Annotated in this window: 16 protein-coding genes; 5 read left to right on the plus strand and 11 right to left on the minus strand. The window is 65.6% G+C overall.

Annotated features, from left to right (window positions below; genetic code table 11):
- Positions 1-3: 3 nt before the first annotated feature.
- Positions 4-3,072: an excinuclease ABC subunit UvrA gene (gene uvrA / locus AC1DXS_RS00485; RefSeq protein ID WP_477735635.1), complete on the minus strand. Its 3,069-nt coding sequence runs from the start codon at positions 3,070-3,072 to the stop codon at positions 4-6.
- Between the two features lie 219 nt (positions 3,073-3,291).
- Here uvrA and AC1DXS_RS00490 point away from each other — a divergent pair, with 219 nt between their 5' ends.
- Entirely contained in the window at positions 3,292-4,524 is a 1,233-nt protein-coding gene (locus AC1DXS_RS00490) for an MFS transporter (RefSeq protein ID WP_477735803.1), read from the plus strand.
- 51 nt (positions 4,525-4,575) lie between these two features.
- Positions 4,576-5,067: a single-stranded DNA-binding protein gene (gene ssb, locus AC1DXS_RS00495; RefSeq protein ID WP_477735636.1), complete on the plus strand. Its 492-nt coding sequence runs from the start codon at positions 4,576-4,578 to the stop codon at positions 5,065-5,067.
- 130 nt (positions 5,068-5,197) lie between these two features.
- Here the strand turns inward: ssb and AC1DXS_RS00500 are convergent, their stop codons facing one another.
- The 5 genes from AC1DXS_RS00500 to AC1DXS_RS00520 form a co-directional block, all read right to left on the minus strand.
- Positions 5,198-5,761 (minus strand): DUF4124 domain-containing protein, encoded by a 564-nt coding sequence (locus AC1DXS_RS00500; RefSeq protein ID WP_477735637.1) that lies wholly within the window; start codon positions 5,759-5,761, stop codon positions 5,198-5,200.
- 141 nt (positions 5,762-5,902) lie between these two features.
- On the minus strand, positions 5,903-6,817 hold the full coding sequence (locus AC1DXS_RS00505) for a helix-turn-helix domain-containing protein (RefSeq protein ID WP_477735638.1): 915 nt from the start codon (positions 6,815-6,817) through the stop codon (positions 5,903-5,905).
- A 170-nt stretch (positions 6,818-6,987) separates the two neighbouring features.
- Positions 6,988-7,383 (minus strand): nuclear transport factor 2 family protein, encoded by a 396-nt coding sequence (locus AC1DXS_RS00510; RefSeq protein WP_477735639.1) that lies wholly within the window; start codon positions 7,381-7,383, stop codon positions 6,988-6,990.
- Between the two features lie 4 nt (positions 7,384-7,387).
- Positions 7,388-8,287 carry an MBL fold metallo-hydrolase gene (locus AC1DXS_RS00515; protein WP_477735640.1) on the minus strand — a complete coding sequence of 300 codons (900 nt, stop codon included), beginning with the start codon at positions 8,285-8,287 and terminating at the stop codon, positions 7,388-7,390.
- A gap of 41 nt (positions 8,288-8,328) precedes the next feature.
- Positions 8,329-8,967, minus strand: a complete 639-nt coding sequence (locus tag AC1DXS_RS00520; protein ID WP_477735641.1) for a DsbA family protein — start codon at positions 8,965-8,967, stop codon at positions 8,329-8,331.
- A 97-nt stretch (positions 8,968-9,064) separates the two neighbouring features.
- On the opposite strand from AC1DXS_RS00520, the gene AC1DXS_RS00525 reads away from it, so the two are divergent.
- Positions 9,065-10,006 carry a LysR family transcriptional regulator gene (locus AC1DXS_RS00525; RefSeq protein ID WP_477735642.1) on the plus strand — a complete coding sequence of 314 codons (942 nt, stop codon included), beginning with the start codon at positions 9,065-9,067 and terminating at the stop codon, positions 10,004-10,006.
- 19 nt (positions 10,007-10,025) lie between these two features.
- Here the strand turns inward: AC1DXS_RS00525 and AC1DXS_RS00530 are convergent, their stop codons facing one another.
- Genes AC1DXS_RS00530 through AC1DXS_RS00540 form a run of 3 tightly spaced genes read right to left on the minus strand, consistent with a single transcriptional unit; the run spans position 10,026 to position 12,612 of the window.
- Positions 10,026-10,490 (minus strand): DUF2917 domain-containing protein, encoded by a 465-nt coding sequence (locus tag AC1DXS_RS00530; protein ID WP_477735643.1) that lies wholly within the window; start codon positions 10,488-10,490, stop codon positions 10,026-10,028.
- A gap of 12 nt (positions 10,491-10,502) precedes the next feature.
- Entirely contained in the window at positions 10,503-12,329 is a 1,827-nt protein-coding gene (locus tag AC1DXS_RS00535) for an AfsR/SARP family transcriptional regulator (RefSeq protein ID WP_477735644.1), read from the minus strand.
- A gap of 7 nt (positions 12,330-12,336) precedes the next feature.
- The gene (locus tag AC1DXS_RS00540) at positions 12,337-12,612 is read right to left on the minus strand and encodes a DUF4242 domain-containing protein (protein WP_477735645.1); all 276 of its coding nucleotides are present in this window, start codon (positions 12,610-12,612) and stop codon (positions 12,337-12,339) included.
- A gap of 224 nt (positions 12,613-12,836) precedes the next feature.
- Here AC1DXS_RS00540 and AC1DXS_RS00545 point away from each other — a divergent pair, with 224 nt between their 5' ends.
- Positions 12,837-14,273 (plus strand): MipA/OmpV family protein, encoded by a 1,437-nt coding sequence (locus tag AC1DXS_RS00545; RefSeq protein WP_477735646.1) that lies wholly within the window; start codon positions 12,837-12,839, stop codon positions 14,271-14,273.
- Here the strand turns inward: AC1DXS_RS00545 and mnmA are convergent.
- Positions 14,252-15,493 (minus strand): tRNA 2-thiouridine(34) synthase MnmA, encoded by a 1,242-nt coding sequence (gene mnmA, locus AC1DXS_RS00550; protein ID WP_477735647.1) that lies wholly within the window; start codon positions 15,491-15,493, stop codon positions 14,252-14,254. The genes AC1DXS_RS00545 and mnmA overlap by 22 nt on opposite strands.
- A 207-nt stretch (positions 15,494-15,700) precedes the next feature.
- Between mnmA and AC1DXS_RS00555 the strand changes: the two genes are divergently transcribed.
- A complete protein-coding gene (locus AC1DXS_RS00555) occupies positions 15,701-17,302 on the plus strand; it encodes an OpgD/OpgG family glucan biosynthesis protein (protein ID WP_477735648.1) in 1,602 nt (533 codons plus the stop codon).
- 15 nt (positions 17,303-17,317) lie between these two features.
- On the opposite strand, the gene AC1DXS_RS00560 is transcribed toward AC1DXS_RS00555, so the two are convergent.
- A complete protein-coding gene (locus tag AC1DXS_RS00560) occupies positions 17,318-17,833 on the minus strand; it encodes an NUDIX hydrolase (protein ID WP_477735649.1) in 516 nt (171 codons plus the stop codon).
- Positions 17,834-17,993 lie beyond the last annotated feature (160 nt).

The raw sequence follows: 17,993 nt of genomic DNA on the forward strand, positions 1-17,993 counted from the left end.
ACTCTAAAGCAGGCGCGCGAGATAGCGCCCGGTATGGCTGGCCGGGTTGGCCGCGATGTCTTCCGGCGTGCCCACGCCCACGACGGTGCCGCCGCCGGCTCCGCCTTCGGGGCCCATGTCGACCAGCCAGTCGGCCGTCTTGATGACGTCCAGGTTGTGCTCGATCACGACAATCGTGTTGCCGGCGTCGCGCAGCTGGTGCAGCACCTTGAGCAGCAGGTCGATGTCGGCGAAGTGCAGGCCTGTCGTCGGTTCATCGAGGATGTAGAGCGTGCGGCCGGTGTCGCGCTTGCTCAGTTCCAGCGCGAGCTTGACGCGTTGCGCCTCGCCGCCCGAGAGCGTGGTCGCAGCCTGGCCCAGCTTGATGTAGGACAGTCCCACATCCAGCAAGGTCTGCAGCTTGCGCGCGATGGTGGGCACGGCCTTGAAGAACTCGGCCGCGACCTCGACCGTGAGGTCCAGGATCTGCGCGATGTTCTTGCCCTTGTATTGCACTTCCAGGGTTTCGCGGTTGTAGCGCATGCCCTTGCAGACGTCGCAGGGTACGTACACGTCGGGCAGGAAGTGCATTTCGACCTTGACCACACCGTCGCCCTGGCAGGCCTCGCAGCGGCCCCCGGCGACGTTGAAGGAAAAGCGCCCTGCGCCGTAGCCGCGTTCGCGCGCCGTGTTCATCTCGGCCATCAGTTCGCGTATCGGCGTGAAGAGGCCGGTGTAGGTGGCCGGGTTGCTGCGCGGCGTGCGGCCTATCGGCGACTGGTCAACGTTGATGACCTTGTCGAAATGTTCTATGCCTTCGATCGATTCGTGCGCGGCGGGCTCTTCGTGCGCGCGGTACAGCGTGCGGGCCACGGCGGCGTACAGCGTGTCGTTGACCAGCGTGGACTTGCCCGAACCGGAAACGCCGGTCACGCAGGTCAGGAGGCCTACCGGAAACTCGACGCTCACGCCCTTGAGGTTGTGGCCGGTTGCGTTGATGACGCGCAGCGCCTGCATGTCGCCCAACGTGGCCTGGTGCACGGCCTCGCGCGCTGCGCGGCGTTCGGCGGCCGGGCTTTGCGGAAAGCGCGAGGCTTTTTTCTTCTCGGCCGCTTCCACCGCCTTCACCGTCGGCAGCCAGGGCGTGCGGCGCTTGGGTACGGCGATCTTCAGTGTCTGCGCCAGGTACTTACCCGTCAGCGAGTCGGGGTTGTTCTTCACTTCGTCAAAGGTGCCCTGGGCCATCACGCGCCCGCCATGGATGCCGGCGCCCGGCCCCATGTCGATGACGTGGTCGGCCGCGCGGATCATGTCTTCGTCGTGCTCGACCACCAGCACGCTGTTGCCGATGTCGCGCAAATGCTTGAGCGTGCCGATCAGGCGGTCGTTGTCGCGCTGGTGCAGGCCTATGCTGGGCTCGTCGAGCACATACATCACGCCGGTCAGGCCCGAGCCTATCTGCGAGGCCAGGCGTATGCGCTGCGATTCGCCGCCCGACAGCGTCTCGGCGCTGCGGTCCAGGCTCAGGTAGTTGAGGCCCACGTCGTTGAGGAATTTCAGGCGCAGGCCGATTTCGCGCACCACCTTGGCGGCAATCTCGGCCTTGGCGCCTTCCATCTTGAGGACGCTGAAATACGCAAAGCTTTCGCGCAAAGTGGCGTGGCTGATCTCGTAGATCGCTTTGCGTTCGGGCTTGGCGCCGCCCTCAGGCGCGCTGACCAGGTAGACGTGGCGCGCTTCGGTGCGCAGCCGCGTGCCTTCGCAGTCAGGACAGGGCTGCACACTGCGGTAGCGGGCGAGTTCCTCGCGCACGGCGGCGGAGTCGGTCTCGCGGTAGCGGCGCTCGAAGTTGGTGATCACGCCTTCGAAGGGGTGCTTCTTGCTGATCTTCTTGCCGGCGAAGTTGCCCGAGTCCATCACGTAGCTGAACTTGATCTCTTCATCGCCCGAACCGTGCAGCACGACCTGCTGCACGTTGTCGGGCAAGTCCTCAAAGGCCGTGTCGATGTTGAACTTGTAGTGCTTGGCCAGGCTTTCCAGCATCGAGAAGTAATAACCGTTGCGCCTGTCCCAGCCCTTGACGGCGCCGCTGGCCAGGCTCAGCGAGGGGAAGGCCACCACGCGCGCCGGGTCGAAAAACTCCATGTGGCCCAGGCCGTCGCAGGTGGGGCAGGCGCCGACCGGCGAGTTGAAAGAAAAGAGCCGCGGCTCCATCTCGCTGAGCGAATAGTCGCAGACCGGGCAGGAGAACTTCGCGCTGAACAGGTGTTCCTTATCGCCATCCATCTCGAGCGCGATGGCCTTGCCGTCGGCCAGGCGCAGCGCGGCTTCAAAACTTTCGGCCAGGCGCTGCTGCAGGTCGGAGCGCACCTTGACGCGGTCTATCACCACGTCGATGTTGTGCTTCTCGGTTTTCTTGAGTTTGGGCAGCTCGTCGAATTCATAGGCCGTGCCGTCGACGCGAAAGCGCACATAACCCTGGGACTGCATTTCGGCGAACAGGTCGACGAACTCGCCCTTGCGGTCGCGCGCCACCGGCGCCAGGATCATCAGCTTGGTGTCCTCCGGCAGGGCTAGCACCGTGTCGACCATCTCGCTGACGCTTTGCGCCTGCAGCGGCAGGTCGTGAATCGGGCAGAACGGCGTGCCGGCGCGTGCGAACAGCAGGCGCAGGTAGTCGTGGATTTCGGTCACCGTACCCACGGTGGAGCGCGGGTTGTGCGAGGTGGCCTTCTGCTCGATGGAGATCGCGGGCGACAGGCCCTCGATCATGTCGACGTCGGGCTTGTCCATCAGTTGCAGAAACTGGCGGGCGTAGGTGGACAGGCTTTCGACGTAGCGGCGCTGGCCTTCGGCGTACAGCGTGTCGAAGGCCAGGCTGGATTTGCCGGAGCCGCTCAGCCCGGTGATGACCACCAGCTGGTTGCGCGGGATGTCCAGGTCGATGTTCTTGAGGTTGTGCGTGCGCGCGCCGCGAATGCTGATGCGCTGCGCCGCCAGCGCCTGGGCCAGGTAGCGGGCCGGGGGCTCAGCCACGTGACGGCCTTCGGCAGCCTGGGAGGCGAGGTATTTGCTGTCGTCAGGAGAGTTCAAGATGTGGCAGCCGCAAAACTCTCCATCATAGACCGAAGCACCGTTTCAAGCACAATAGCCGCTTAGAACCTATTCACGGTCTAAACGGGGCCGCGCCACGGCGGCCGAATTCCCGGTTTGTTCCGGTTTGCCCCCGATTTGGGCCGTCTTTTGTCCGGTTTTGAGTCTTTTTTGCCTGTTTATCCCGTGTCCGAGCCCTCCGTCTCCCCGTCTTACCCCATGACACCTACCGAGCGCCGCGCCAGCGCCTCGCTGGCGTCGATTTTTGCGCTGCGCATGCTGGGCCTGTTCCTGGTGCTGCCGGTGTTTGCGCTGGAAGCGGCCAAATACCCGGGTGGGGACGACCCGGCGCGCGTCGGCCTGGCCATGGGCATTTACGGGCTCACGCAAGGCCTGTTGCAGATTCCCTTCGGCATCGCTTCGGACTGGTGGGGCCGCAAACGCGTGATTATTTCCGGCCTGGTCGTATTTGCCCTGGGCAGCTTTATTGCGGCCTGGGCGCCTGATTTGAACTGGCTGGTGGCGGGCCGGGCGCTGCAGGGCGCGGGCGCCATTTCGGCCGCAGTCACTGCCTTGCTGGCCGATTCCACGCGCGACGAGGTGCGCACCAAGGCCATGGCGCTGGTAGGCGGCAGCATCGCGCTGATGTTCGCCTTCTCGCTGCTCGTGGCGCCCCTGCTGGCGGCCTCTATCGGCCTGCATGGCCTGTTCGCCCTGACCGGCGCGCTGGCCTTGGGCGGCATCGCGGTGGTCCTGTGGTGGGTGCCGCCCGAGCCGGCGGAGCACGCGAACCGCCCGCGCGGCAGCGTGCTGGAAGTGCTCAAAGACCCGGCCTTGCTGCGGCTGGACTTCGGCGTGTTCGTGTTGCATGCGGTGCAACTGGCCATGTGGGTGGCGATACCGGCGCTGCTGGTGGCGGCTGGTCTCGACAAGGCCCGCCACTGGCAGGTTTACCTGCCGGCGGTGCTGGCGTCCTTCCTGGTGATGGGCATGACGCTGTTCCCACTGGAGCGGCGCGGCTACCTGCGCGCCGTGTTCCTGGGGGCCGTGGGCCTGGTTTTTGTGGTGCAGCTGGGCCTGCTGTGGGCGGTGTCGTCAAGCCCGGGGCCGCACGGCCTGGGCCTGCTGGCCGCCTTGCTCTTCCTGTTTTTCTGCGGTTTTAACGTGCTCGAGGCCACCCAGCCCAGCCTGGCCTCCCGCGTGGCGCCCGCGCATGCGCGCGGCGCGGCGCTGGGGGTGTACAACACCCTGCAGTCGCTGGGCTTTTTTGCCGGCGGTGCGGTAGGCGGCTGGATCACCAAAAACCATGGCGCAGCGGGGCTTTTTATGCTGTGCGGTGGCCTGATGCTGGCCTGGCTGCTGGTGGCCTGGCCCATGCGGGCGCCCGGGCGCCATGCGCCCGTTACGGCCACTGGCGAGGAAGCCCTGCCGGGTCGGCCAGTTAAACTGTAGGTATTCATAAATAAGCAGGCCCGCCCTGTAGATCAGCTCAGGAGAACCCCCATGGCATCCGTCAATAAAGTCATCGTCGTCGGCAATCTGGGCCGCGACCCCGAAATGCGCAGCTTCCCGAGCGGCGACCAGGTCGCCAACGTCACCATCGCCACCACCGACAAGTGGAAAGACAAGCAGACCGGCGAAATGAAGGAGGCCACCGAATGGCACCGCGTGGTGTTCAACGGCCGCCTCGCTGAAATCGTCGGCCAATACCTGCGCAAGGGTTCGCAGGTCTATGTCGAAGGCTCGCTGCGCACGCGCAAGTGGACCGACAAGGACGGCATTGAAAAATACACCACCGAAATCCGCGCCGACCAGATGCAGATGCTGGGCAGCCGCCAGGGCATGGGCGGCCCCGGTGGGGATGATGGCGGCGGCTACGAGGCCCCGCGCCAGTCCGCACCGGCACGCGCGCCGGCAGCGGCCCCACGCCAGGCCCCTGCGGCCTCCAAGGCCGCCAGCGGTTTTGACGACATGGATGACGACATTCCGTTTTAAGCCAGAAAACCAGGCTGAAAATCAGGCTTTATTTGAAACCCGCGCTTCGAAAGAAGGGTGGGTTTTTCTTTGCCCGGAGTGAGCCCATGGACTGGACCGTCGGGCGCCAGGGACCTCGCGCCTTGCTTGCCTACTTGATGCAAGCCGTGAAGTGGTTGTTGCCGTTGGACATGCATTGGTAGAAGGCGCGGTCCTTGCCCGTGGCGGACTGGCAGCCGGCCACAGTGGTTTCTGCCTTGGCGCGGCGCAGCCTGGCGGCATTGTTGTCGTAGTCTGCCTGGGTGATGTAGCCGGTTTTCAGGTTCTTGGCACTGACTTCCAGCGCTGTATCCGCCTGGTCCTGCGCATTCCTGACCGCGCTGCTGCAGTCCAGCGGCACCTCTTTGCTGTCTTTGGTTCCCAGGGCCTTTTCCATGCCCTTGGCAAAGTCCTGCACGTCTTTGGGAATCTTTTTGGTGCCGTCGGCGTTGTACTCGGTGGGGCGTACCTTGCCGTTGTTGTCACCGCCAAAGCTGCTGTTGCTGTGCAGTTTCAGCGCCTCACTGGGTTTATCGCTGGCGGGCGGCTGCTGGTCGTAGTGGGTTTTGCCCTGTGCATCCACCCATTTGTAGACGCCCTGAGCGTGGCTCACAGAGGCAAAGGACAGCACGGCCAGGCTGAGGCCGAGAAGTTTGGGACTGATCTGCAAGCGCATGGTGGGGCGAGCCGGGCGAACAAAAGACTTGGATGTTACGCAAGCGCGAGGAGGCGGTCTTGAATCAAAACGACATTTGCGGCGCGTATGGTGGAATTGGACGCAACAGGAATTGCGGCCCGTGGACAAGGTCCAGAGCCGTCAGCGCGCCTTCAGCGCTTGCCTCAAGCGGTAAGGCCAGTAGGACTCCTGGGTTTCAATGGCACGCTGCAGATCCGTTGGATTCAGGCCCGAGTAGCGTTTGACTTCCCGGCACAAGTGCGCCTGGTCGGAGAATCCCATCGCATGGGCGACGTCCACCAAAGACGGGCCTCCAAAGGCGTTGGAGCCGTGTCCCCGCGTCAATGTTGACTCCATGCGGACCAGCCCGCGGATCGCACGCATGGGAAGTCCCAATTGCCCCTTGATGAGCCGCTCCCGTTGGCGCGTGCTTTGCCCAAGGGTTGAAGCGGAGGCACGCAGCGCTACCGCATCGACCCAGTCATTGAACAAGGACAGGCCATCCGGCGGCGTTGCCACCGGCCGCGGCGCACGCACAGGTGTCCAGCGAGGCGTTAAAAAGGCCTCAATGATTTGAATGCGTTCCAGGTCGTCGCCGGCCCGCAGGACGTCAATCGCCATGTGCTGCCAGTCTTTGCCAAGTACGGTTTGCAGGTTCCTGGCCTGATCAAGCAAGCTCGTCACATTCAAATCGGTCAGCGCATGAAACGCATCCGGAAAAATAGTCAGTGAAAACCCAAGGGCCGGGCCGTGGCTTTGCCAGACCGTGGGCTGCGTGCGGGGGCCGCGCAAGACAACACGCCTTGACGACGCGGGCCATTCGCCTTCGCTGATCTGCGTGGATGATCTTCCACCTTGAATCAACCAGACAATGCTGACCAGCGGAGACACCGGCAGATGGCTGAAGCTTTGTTGGGGGCTCAGTTGGGCGTCCATGGTGTCGCGCACCACATACGCGCACACGCAATCGGCCAGCGAGGGCGAAGGCAGGAACAGCGATGTGCGGGTGTCGGGGTGTATTGCCCCGTCATCCACAGCCAGAGGGTTTATTGCCATGTTTGCATTCAACAACGAGGCGGCCGCCTCCCGGTACCTTTTGCTTTCGGCCGGGATTTTAGGCGACTGTCGTCAATGCGGGCGCGCAAGTGCGCGACAGCTGATTCGACGGCTTCGATCAGATCGTTCAGGGCTGGCCGGCCGGCTTGCCCAGGCCCGGCCCTTTTGTCTTATTCGACGTTCATGGCCTGGCGGACCAGCAGCGTGTCGGTGAACTGCTCGAAGGCCGTGACCTTGCCGCCCTCCAGGCGCCAGACATGGGCCACGCGGGCCTGCATGTCCTTTCCCGTGGCGCGGTAAGTGCCGTGGTAGCTCCCCACCCCGACAATGTGCTCGCCAGCGTCGATGAGGCTTTGCAGTTCGAAGCGGTAGCCGATCCAGTCCCTACCCAGTACGGCAAAGACGTTCTCGGTAACCGCTTGCGGCCCGACCCAGGTGCCCGCGCAGGGAAAGCCCGCCATCTCGGTCCAGCGTACCTGGGGCGAAACATGGGCCATCATTGCGTCGATGTTTCCCTGCGCCGACGCGGCATAGTGCGCGCGGACGATGTCGATGTTCGACATCATGGCTTCAACCCCACTTCATTTCGCCCTTGGCGACCTTGGCGCCGATTTGCAGCGCCACGCCCATGCCGGCGTTCGGGTAGCGCCGGGTCATGGCCGCGATCAGGGCGCCGCTGTCGGCGGCCTTGGCCAGCACTTCCTCGAAAGCGACGAGATAGTCGCGGGTGTATTGGATCGCGCTTGCGTCCACCGCCGCCGTGACAGCCATGTGGCCGGGGACGACCACGGCGGGTTTGCGCGCGGCCATGGCGTCAAGCGTCTTCACCCATGCGGCACGGGCCTCGGCGCCCTGCGTGTCGGCGGTCCACACGTGAACGCCGGAGAACAGCAGCACGCCGCCGAAGATGGCGTTCAGCGAGGGCACCCAGATGTAGCGGCGATTGGCCAGGCCGTCGACGTCGACGATCTCCAGGGCCTGGCCTTCCAGGGTCAGACTCCGGCCGTCGAAGGCTTCGGGCATCACGACGTCGGCCAGGGCCTGCGGGCCGTTTTCCTTGAGCTGCGGGCCCCAGGTCGCCAGCTTCTTTTCCACATTGCCTTTGATGGCCGCAATCGTGGCCGGCGCGGCGAYCACCTTGGCGTCGGGAAACGCCGCCTTGATGGGCGCGAGGCTGAAGTAGTAGTCCGGATCGCTCTGGCTGATATAGATGGTCGTGAGTTTTTTGCCCGTGGCTTTGATGGCTTCGGCCAGCGCCTTGCCGTCGGGAAGCGTGAAGCCCCCGTCGATCAGGACGGCCTCTCGGTCGCCGGAGATCAGGACCGGGGCACGGAAGAATCCGTGCTCGCCGGCGGGGAAATGTTTCCAGGTCAGATTGGTATTTGCAGCCATAGCGTCTTTCACTCCTAAGATGGCCGTCGCGACACCCGCGGCGGCTACGGTTTTGATTGCTTCTCTTCGTGTTGTCATGGTTTTTGCCTTCTAACGGTTAACTAAAAAAGATTGCAGGTTCAGGCCGCTTTCAGTTCGCCGATCAGCGCACCTGGGTTGGAATAGAAATTCGAGTGATTCACAACCCAGCGCTTCGCGCCGGATTCGGCAACCAGGGTCGGCACGCCGCGAGCGCCGAACTCCTGCATCAAGGCCTGTGCCCGGCGGGTACGGGCCCGGTTGGCCGCGAGGAGATCCTCACGCGGCTGCTCGAGCAGGGCGGCGGCCTCTTCAAGGCCCAGCCCCCGCAAAAGGCCGGCCAGGGTTTCCAGCGAGGTCACATCCTTGCCGTCCACATAGCGCGCACTTTGTATGGCTTTGAGTGCTTCCAGCTCCCGGGCCGGCGCGGTCAAGGACACGGCCGTCAGCGCCACCGTCGCGGGGCCGCTGTCGAAAAGCCGCTGGCGATCCCCGAGGACCTGGTGGCGGTACTGCTCGGTGAAGCGCTGGCCGGTCAGGCGTTCTATGCGCTGGTCGTTGGACCAGGCATAGGCGGCGAACTCGCTGTCCATGGGCCTTGCACCCTCGCCCGAGAACAAGCCGGTCGGCAGCAATTCCACGTTGACGGAGGGCTGGCCCTGCAGCGCGGAGAGCGCCGGCGTGGCGCCGTAGCACCAGCCGCACAGCGGGTCGAACAGGTAATGGAGGGTCTTGTTCATACGTTCTTGAAGGCTTTTTGAAGGTTTCTCAAGTCAATGAAAGTGATGGTAGGCACTCTGCATTGACTGTTAAAGACATCTCTGCTAAACACAATGTATGTTTAAAGCAAACAATAAAGACGACGGCAACCTGGGAGGCCTGGGGAGCCTGAGGCGCCTGGCCTACTTTGTGGCGGTGGTGGAAACCGGTTCATTCACCGCAGCTGCGGACCGCCTGGGCATCACCAAGGCGGTGGTCAGCCAGCAGGTCGCGCGGCTGGAGCGCGAGTTCCGCACCTCGCTGCTCGTTCGCACGACGCGCAAGGTGCAGCCCACTGAACTGGGCCAGGCCTTTTACCAGCGCTGCGCCCTGATCCTGCGCGAGGCCGGGGATGCCTTCGACGACCTGGCCGAAACCTCGGCGGAGCCCTCCGGCATGCTGCGGCTCACCGCCCCCTTCGACTATGGCGTCGGCGTCGTGGTGCCGGCCATCGCCGCCTTTACCCAGCGCTATCCTGCGTGCAAGGTCGACGCGGTCCTGAGCGACCAGACCATGGACCTCATGTCCGGCAACTTCGAACTGTCGATCCGCGTCGGCTGGCTGGCGGAAACCAGCCTGCAGGCCAGAAAAATCGGCTCGTTCCGGCAGCTGCTGGTGGCCTCACCGGCCATGAAGGCGCAGGTGGAGCGGCTCACGCGTCCGCAAGACATCGCCCATCTGCCTTTCATTGCCAACACCGCCTTGCGTGAGCACCTCGCCTGGAATTTCTCACTCGACGAGACAGAGCGGGAGGCCGTGACTGTGCAGGCCTCGATTTTTCTCGACGCCACGCTGGCCGTGCGCGAAGCCGTATGCCAGGGTGCTGGGCTTTCAGTGCTGCCGGATTACACGGCGGCAAGCGATCTCGCGGCCGGCCGCCTCATAGAGGTGCTGCCTCACTGGCGGTTGCCTTCGGGCGGCATCCACGCGGTGTTTCCTGCCGCGCGTTTTCGTCCCGCGAAAGTGCGGGCCTTTGTCGACCTTCTGGCCGAGAGGGAGCAACAACGGCAGGCGTCTTGATCTTCTCGGGCCGGGGGCTTCAGCAGCGCCGGCCTGGTTCGCCGGGCCTGCCACTTCCAGGCGCCGCGAACACGGCATAGCCATCGCTGACCGGCTGCTGGCCTCGTGCGCGCCTCGCAGCCGCGGCGGCGCCGCGCGCCAGCGACGCGAAGCCGCGAGCTGCGAGAAAAGCCAGGAAGGCCGCGCCGCTCAGAGGCCGGGCCAGCAAGGCGCCCATCAGGGCAGGACGGCGGGGCTCCCAGTACAGGCTTACGCCGCGCGTGCTTTCAGCGGGCTCGATCACCGCATTCTCATGGTCCCCAAGGCGCACACGCTGGCCGGCCATGAGGAAGTGGTCGCCCGGGTCCTTGCCGCGCGTCAGCCAGAGCCGGCCCCGCAACACGGTTAATTCACCGCCGCGCCGGGGCAGGCGCAGCGCCTGGCCGGGCAACAGGCGCTGGGTCCCGCCGCGAAACACCGTGTCCTTGGGGTGTTGTGCATTCATCATCAGCCTCCTTCAAAGCCCGGCGAGGGTGTGCAGCGCGGGGTTGTCGATCTGCCCCGCGAGCAGTGCGGCCGCTGCCAGGCTTGCGCTGTCGCCCAGCGCGCCGCGGTGCAGGCAGGCGCGCACCGTGAGCTCGCGCATGCCGCTGCGCGCGGCCAGGTCCTGCAGTTCGTTGATCCAGGCCGAGGCCTGGGGCATGGCCTGGGCCACCGCGACGCCGCACAGCGCATCGAGCGCATAGCCTCTGCCCCACAGGTAGGCGTCGGGCAGGCGGGTGCAGCGCGCCAGCGCGTCGAGCAGGATTTCGGCGGCGCGCTGAGGTTCGCCGCGGGCCATCGCGACGCGCCCCAGGCCGCGTCCGGCGATGCCTTCCCAGCAAGGGTCGCCGATCTGGCAGCCGAGCGCGAAGGCGTGCTCAAAACGATTCGCCGCGGCCTCCACGTCGCCGCGCTGCAGGTCGACTTCTGCGCGCAGCGATTGCGGCCAGGGCACAAAAGCCGTCCAGCCGGCCTGGGCCAGCGCCACCGAGCGGTCCAGCGCCTCGGCGGCGGCGTCCAGCTCGCCGTGCAGCAGCAGTGCGCGCCCCAGCATGGACAGCGCGTAGGCGCGCTGTTTGGGGTCGCCGGCCGCGGCGCCCAGGGACTCGGCTTCGCGCAGCAGGCTGATGGCAGCCGCGTAGTGCGCGGTGTCGCTGAGCGCGCTGCCGTGCAGCGTAGCGATGCGCGCCTGCTCAGCACGGTCGTTGCTGGCGAGCGGCGCCGCGCGCTGCAGCCAGGCCAGCGTGCGCTCGTAGCGCCCGCGCAGGAATTCCACATAGCCTAGCTCGCGGCAAGCCGCCGCGGCGAGCGCGGGGGAGGCGTCCTGGCCCACTTCCAGTGCTTCGTGGAGCGCCGTTGCGCCTTCTTCGTCACGGCCGCGCGCGGCATGCACCAGCGCGCCGCCCAGGGCCACCCGGGCGCGGGCGCGCAGGGCCATGTCGCCGGTGGCGTCCGCCTCGACGATGGCGCGGCGCAGGCATTGAAGGCCGGCGTCGAGCGCACCCGCGCCAATCGCCGCCTCTCCCGCCTCCAGCTGCGCCAGCGCTGCTGCGCGCCCGGTGGCCGGCCGCGCGGTGGGCGTCGCGGTGACCGTGCGCAAGGCGGCTTCCAGCGTAGCGCCGGGCTGCACGCCAAGCTCGCGCTGGAACAGCTCACGGCAGGCGGCCGCTTGCCGCGCCGCGCCCACGCCGTCGCCGCAAGCGGCCAGACTGCGCACCAGCAAGGCCTGGTAGTTTTCATCCAGTGGGTTGTGGCGCACCAGCCGGCCGGCCAGTGTGGCGGCCTCCGCCATGGCGCCGGAGGCCATGCGGGCCAGTGCGGCCTCGCGCAGCACGGCTTCAGCGGCGGCCTGCAGGTGACGGCGTTCGGTGGCAAGCCAGACCTCGAAGGCCGGGCTGCCTGAAAAATTCATGCCTTCGAGCAGCTCGCGGTCCAGGCCGGGCACACACAGGGCTTGCGCCCAGCTTCCCGACAGCACGGCCCCGAGGTCGATGTAGGTCGCGGGCGGCAGCGCAAGCGCCAGCAGGTCGCCGCGCAAATCCGCGCTGTCCAGCAGGCGCCGCAGCTCACTGAGATTCCAGCGCAAGGCTGCCAGCGGGTCCTCGGCATCTTCGAACAGCAGCCCCGCCAGCTGCTTGCGGCTGACCGGCGCTTCGCTGCGCACCAGGTAGGCCAGCAGGCCCCAGACCTTGTGCCCGCGCGGCGCGGGCAAGGGCTGGCCGTCCCGCTCGACACGCGGCGGGCCCAGCAGGTGGATGGCAAGCCCCAGGGGCGGCGTGTCGTTGGGGGCTTGCGCGTCCACCGCGGCCTCAGGCTTCTGCGGTGGTGGGGTCTATGACGCCGGTGACCCGCGCGACGGAATCGGCCGGGAAGCCGCCCCTGCGCGCATGTTCCCGCACGAGGTCCTCGCTGGCCGCGTTGTAGACGCAATACATCTTGCCTCCCGTCAGGTAGCTCTGCACCCACTGCACCTCGGGGCCGAGTTCGCGCAGCACGCCGCACGATTTCTGGGAGATGGAGTGCAGCTCGGCGGGCTTGAGGGCGCCGAGTCCGGGGATGACACGTTCGATCACGAATTTGGGCATAACAGTTCTCCGTTGAGTGAATGGAGACCTGACGATAGGCAGTGTACGTGTGAGGCACCGTGTGAGGAAGAAGACCCGCATGGAGATATTCGCCTATTCGATTTGTGCCTTTTCTCTTACAAATCGGCCGGCGCGGCTGCGCTGTTCATGGATAGCATCGAGGGTGTTTGCCGCGCCTCGCAGCTCCGGAGTGCGGCCGGCCTTCAACACCTCCAAGAACAATGATGAATCGCTTCCCTCCCCGCTACTGGTTCTCTTCATCCTTTTTGCCGCGTTGCGCGCTGCGCAGCCTTGCCCTGTTGCTGGGCGGCGGGCTGTGCGCGGCAGCGCCGGTGCTGGCGGGCGGCAACACCGAGCCCATCACCGACATTCTCCCGGCGACGGGCAGCGCCGGGCTCGGCGTTGTGATGCGTGTCGAGCGCTCGCCCTACAAGGACGCGGGCAGCCGCTACGACCTGCTGCCGCTCTATCTTTACGAAGGCGAGCGGCTGTTCCTGCATGCCAACCGCGGTGGCGTGAAGCTGCTCAACGGCGATGAACGGCGGCTGGACCTTTTTGTGGAGCAGCGCCTGGAAGGCTTTCCGACCGAGCGCCTGCCGGCCAGCCTGGCCGGCATGTCGGCCCGCGACTCCGCCATCGACCTGGGCCTGGCCTACCGATGGCGCCAGCCCTGGGGCACTCTGCAGGCCGAGCTGGTGCATGACATCGGCAACACCTACAAGGGCAATGAGTTCCGCCTCGGCTATACCTATGACTGGCGCTCCGGCCCCTGGATGCTGCGCCCCAGCCTGACGGTGGCGTTCCGCGATGCCAAGCTCAACAACTATTACTACGGCGTGGAAGCCGGCGAGGCTGCGCCGGGCCGCCCAGCCTATGCGCCCGGCGCGGGTGTGCAGACTTCCCTGGGGCTTTACGGGTCGTATGACGTCACGGAGCGCTGGCGCCTGCTGGCCGGCGTGTCGGCGACCTTCCTGGGCAACAAGGTCAAGGACAGCCCCATCGTGCAGAAAAGGGTGCTGCCCGCGGTGTATGTGGGCGCGGCCTATGACTTCGGCGGCCACAAGCGTGAGTGGGCCGAGAACGACACGCCCACCTATTTCAAGGCGCTGTACGGCAAATCCACCGAGGACGGCTGCCACCTGGCCAAGATCATTACCGCGCAGTGCCTGTCGACGGCCAAGGTCAACCCGACCAGCATCACCGGCATCCAGGTCGGCAAGCCTTTTATCAACAACGTGAACGGCTGGCCGCTGGACTTCATCGGCTATGTGGGCTTGACCCACCACAACGACCGCGGCCTGCAGCCCAACGGCGTGCAGCTCGATCTGTTCATGAAGGCGGTGTATTCGGGCTTCCCCTGGAGCGACCGCGTGAAAACGCGGCTGGGCCTGGGCGTGGGGGTGTCGTGGGCGCAGCGTGCGCCCTACATCGAGTCCTCCAGCCTGGCGGCCAACGGCAAGCAGGCCTCGCGTGTGCTCAATTTCCTGGACCCGACCCTGGACGTGAGCCTGGGCGACCTGATCGGCTACCGGCCGCTTAAAGAAACCTATATCGGCTTTGGCGTGTCGCACCGCTCGGGCATTTTTGGCTCGTCGCGCCTGCTGGGCAATGTCAACGGCGGCTCGAACTACATCTACACCTACGTCGAAACCGCGCTGTGACGCGCCGTGCCCGCGGAAGGTGGCACGGCGGTTACAGGCATGTTCTGCACATTGCTGGCGGTGATCACACCGCCGCCCAGGCAGACATCGCCCTGGTAGAGCACGGCCGACTGCCCCGGCGTCACGGCCCATTGCGCATCGGCAAACGCCAGTTCGCAACCATCGCTTGAAGCTTTGCGCAGCTCGCAGGCGGCGTCGACCTGCCGGTAGCGCGCCTTGGCGGCCATGGGTCCGGGCGCCGGTGCGCTGCCGGCCACCCAGCTGCAGTCCTGCGCGGTGAGCACCGTCGATTGCAGCCAGGGATGGTCATGGCCTTGCACCACCCACAGCGTGTTGGTATCGAGGTCTTTGCGCGCCACAAACCAGGGTTCGTGCTCGCCCACACCGCGCAGCCCGCGCGCCTGTGCGGCCTTGAGGTCGGCACCCTTGGCTTTCACGCCGCCTATGCCCAGGCCCTGGCGCTGGCCCAGCGTGTAGAAGGACAGGCCCACATGCTCGCCGAGCACGCGGCCCTTGTCGTTTTTGATGGGGCCGGGCGCCTTGGCAATGTAGCGGTTCAGGAAATCGCGGAAAGGGCGCTCGCCGATAAAGCAGATGCCGGTCGAGTCTTTTTTCTTCGCATTGGGCAGGCCGATCTCGTCGGCGATGCGGCGCACCTCGGTCTTGTGCAGCTCGCCCACCGGGAACAGCGTCTTTGACAGCTGCGCCTGGTTCAGCCGGTGCAGGAAGTAGCTCTGGTCCTTGGCCGGGTCCAGGCCCTTGAGCAGCTCATGCAGGCCGGTGCTTTCGTTCCTGCGCACCCGTGCATAGTGCCCTGTGGCGATTTTCTCGGCGCCCAGGCGCATGGCGTGGTCCAGGAAGGCCTTGAACTTGATCTCGGCGTTGCACAGGATGTCGGGGTTGGGCGTGCGGCCGGCCTGGTACTCGCGCAAAAATTCAGCGAACACGCGGTCCTTGTAGTCGGCCGCGAAATTGACGTGCTCTATCTCGATGCCGATCACGTCGGCCACTGCGGCGGCGTCGACAAAATCGATGTTGGACGAGCAATACTCGCTGTCGTCGTCATCTTCCCAGTTCTTCATGAAGATGCCGATGACCTCGTGGCCCTGCTGTTTGAGCAGGTGCGCCGTCACAGCGGAGTCCACCCCGCCGCTCAGGCCGACGACGATCCGTTGCCGCTTGCCGCCGTGGCTGTGTGTGTTGATTTGCGGGTTGCCCATGTCCCCATTGTAAAAAGGCGAAAGCTTTTGCGCCCGCTTCGCGCCTTACGGCCCTGCTGGCCATACGGCTGCAGGCTGGAGCCTGGTGCCCGCCAGGGGCGAACCGCCGGGTTCGCTGAGCCATTCGGACTAATGTCGATGGGCGCGGCGTGTCGCCGCGGATGTTTCCAGCACAATGGAAAGCCCCTTCTTGCAGGAGCCGCCACTTTGCAACGACGTCAATTTCTTTCCCGCACCGGCCGGGCCGCCACGGCTGCCGGCATGGCCGCCGGGCTGCCATGGCTTTCGTCGCTGGCCCAGGCCGCGGGCCTCAAACCCATGGGCAAGGCCCAGGCCTTCGACTACGCGGCGCTCAAAGGCCAGGCGCGCGACCTCGCGGCCAAGCCCTACCGGACCCGGGCCATCACCTTGCCCGCCGATATTTCGAACCTGAACTGGGACCAGCACCAGGCCATCCGCTTTCGGGACGACCATGCCCTGTGGGGCGATGACAAGCTGCGCTTTGTCGCGAAGTTTTTTCACCTCGGCCTGTACTTCAAGACGCCGGTGCGCATGCACGAAGTGAGCAACGGCCAGGCGCAGGAACTCGCTTATGACCCTGCCATGTTTGATTACGGGAAAAGTGGCGTGCGCGGCGACAAGCTGCCCGCCGATCTTGGTTTTGCCGGCTTCCGCCTCAATTTCCACACCGATCCGGTGCGCGACGTCGCGGCCTTCCTCGGTGCCAGCTACTTTCGCGCGGTGGGCGGCGAATGGCAGTACGGCCAGTCTGCACGGGGCCTGGCCATCGACACGGCGCAAACCTTCCCTGAGGAGTTTCCGGACTTTATCGGCTTCTGGCTCGAAAAGCCGGACCCGAAGGCGGCTTCACTGACCGTCTATGCCCTGCTGGATTCGCCGAGCGTCAGCGGTGCCTACCGCTTTGTGATCACGCCGGGCGACACGCAGATCATGGACCTGGACGTGGCGCTGTACCCGCGCAAGACCATAGACCGCCTGGGCATCGCGCCGTGCACCAGCATGTTCCAGACCGGCGAGAACGACAGGCGCATGGGCTGGGACTGGCGCGGCGAAATCCATGACACCGACGGCTTGGCCATGCACAGCGGCACGGGTGAATGGCTGTGGCGCCCCTTGACCAACCCGGCGCAGCTGCAGTTCAACGCCTTCCAGGACGACAACCCGCGCGGTTTCGGCCTGATGCAGCGCGACCGGAACTTTGACCACTACCAGGATGACGGCGTGTTTTATGAAAAACGCCCCAGCCTGTGGGTGGAGCCCAAGGCGGGCTGGGGCGCAGGCTCGGTGCAGCTGGTGGAGATCCCGACCGTGGACGAAACCTTTGACAACATCGTGGCCTTCTGGAATCCGAAGGACAAGCCGCAGGCGGGGCAGGAGCTGCTGTTTTCCTACCGGCTGCACTGGGGCGGCCAGCCGCCCGCCGCGCAAGCGCCACTGGCACGCTGCGTGGCCACACGTACCGGCCTGGGCGGCGTGGTGGGCAGGAAGCGCACAGCCTTCACGTGGCGTTTCGCGGTCGATTTTGTGGGCGGCGATTTTGCGCTGCTGACCCCCGGGACCCAGGTCAAGGCTGTGATCACGGCCTCGCGCGGCACGGTCGAGTTGGTGTCGGCGCGGCCGCTGGACGCCATCAAAGGCTGGCGCGCCATGTTCGACCTGCGCCCCGACGGCGACAGCACGGCGCCCATCAACCTGCGCATGCACCTGGAGGTCGACGGCCAGTCGTTGACGGAAACCTGGCTGTACCAATGGGCGCCGCCGCCGGTGGCGCAGCGGGTTCTTTACTGAGGCCTGTTCTGCCTCTCAGCGCTGGCCAGGGGGCGCATGCACGCTGGGATCTGTGGTCACCAGCTCAAGCGGGTAGCGCTTGCCGGCCAGGTAGTCCTCCAGGCAGGTCAGCAGCAGGGGGCTGCGGTGCATGGCGACGCTGGCGCGGATCTCGTCCGCCGTCAGCCAGACGGTGCGCACAATGCCTTCGTCCAGCGCCTGGCCGGGCATGTGCTCGCCGAGTTCGCCGCAAAACGCGAAGCGCAGGTAGGTGATGTCCAGCGGCTCATCCTGCCCGGGCACAGCCCGCTCGAAACGCGACAAATAGACACCGACAATCGCCGTCGGCTTGAAGTGCCAGGCGGCTTCTTCCAGCGTCTCGCGGGCGCAGGCCTCAATCGGGCTCTCGCCCGGGTCCAGGTGGCCGGCGGGGTTGTTGAGCTTCAGGCCGTCCCGGGTTTCCTCTTCTACCAGCAGGAATTTGGGCACGCCGTCGATTGTTTTTTCTATGACCGCAGCGACCGTGACGCTGGGCTTCCATCGATTGTTCATGGCGGTGATTATCAGTCGTGCGGATGACGGTGCTTCCGGGTGTTTTTTCTCCCTCCCCCGCTGGGGGAGGGTGGGGGTGGGGGCCGATGGCCTCAAAACACCCCCGGCGCGGTTTTAAAGGTCGCCGGCCCCCATCCATCCCAACCTTCCCCCAACGGGG

This window comes from Polaromonas sp. P3_B1 (assembly GCF_056402935.1).

Coding starts and splice junctions, on each gene's coding strand:
- AC1DXS_RS00490 (WP_477735803.1), top strand. CDS start 3,292: ATGACACCTACCGAGCGCCGCGCCAGCGCCTCGCTGGCGTCGATTTTT.
- ssb (WP_477735636.1), top strand. CDS start 4,576: ATGGCATCCGTCAATAAAGTCATCGTCGTCGGCAATCTGGGCCGCGAC.
- AC1DXS_RS00500 (WP_477735637.1), bottom strand. CDS start 5,761: ATGCGCTTGCAGATCAGTCCCAAACTTCTCGGCCTCAGCCTGGCCGTG.
- AC1DXS_RS00505 (WP_477735638.1), bottom strand. CDS start 6,817: ATGGCAATAAACCCTCTGGCTGTGGATGACGGGGCAATACACCCCGAC.
- AC1DXS_RS00510 (WP_477735639.1), bottom strand. CDS start 7,383: ATGATGTCGAACATCGACATCGTCCGCGCGCACTATGCCGCGTCGGCG.
- AC1DXS_RS00520 (WP_477735641.1), bottom strand. CDS start 8,967: ATGAACAAGACCCTCCATTACCTGTTCGACCCGCTGTGCGGCTGGTGC.
- AC1DXS_RS00525 (WP_477735642.1), top strand. CDS start 9,065: ATGTTTAAAGCAAACAATAAAGACGACGGCAACCTGGGAGGCCTGGGG.
- AC1DXS_RS00530 (WP_477735643.1), bottom strand. CDS start 10,490: ATGAATGCACAACACCCCAAGGACACGGTGTTTCGCGGCGGGACCCAG.
- AC1DXS_RS00540 (WP_477735645.1), bottom strand. CDS start 12,612: ATGCCCAAATTCGTGATCGAACGTGTCATCCCCGGACTCGGCGCCCTC.
- AC1DXS_RS00545 (WP_477735646.1), top strand. CDS start 12,837: ATGAATCGCTTCCCTCCCCGCTACTGGTTCTCTTCATCCTTTTTGCCG.
- mnmA (WP_477735647.1), bottom strand. CDS start 15,493: ATGGGCAACCCGCAAATCAACACACACAGCCACGGCGGCAAGCGGCAA.
- AC1DXS_RS00560 (WP_477735649.1), bottom strand. CDS start 17,833: ATGAACAATCGATGGAAGCCCAGCGTCACGGTCGCTGCGGTCATAGAA.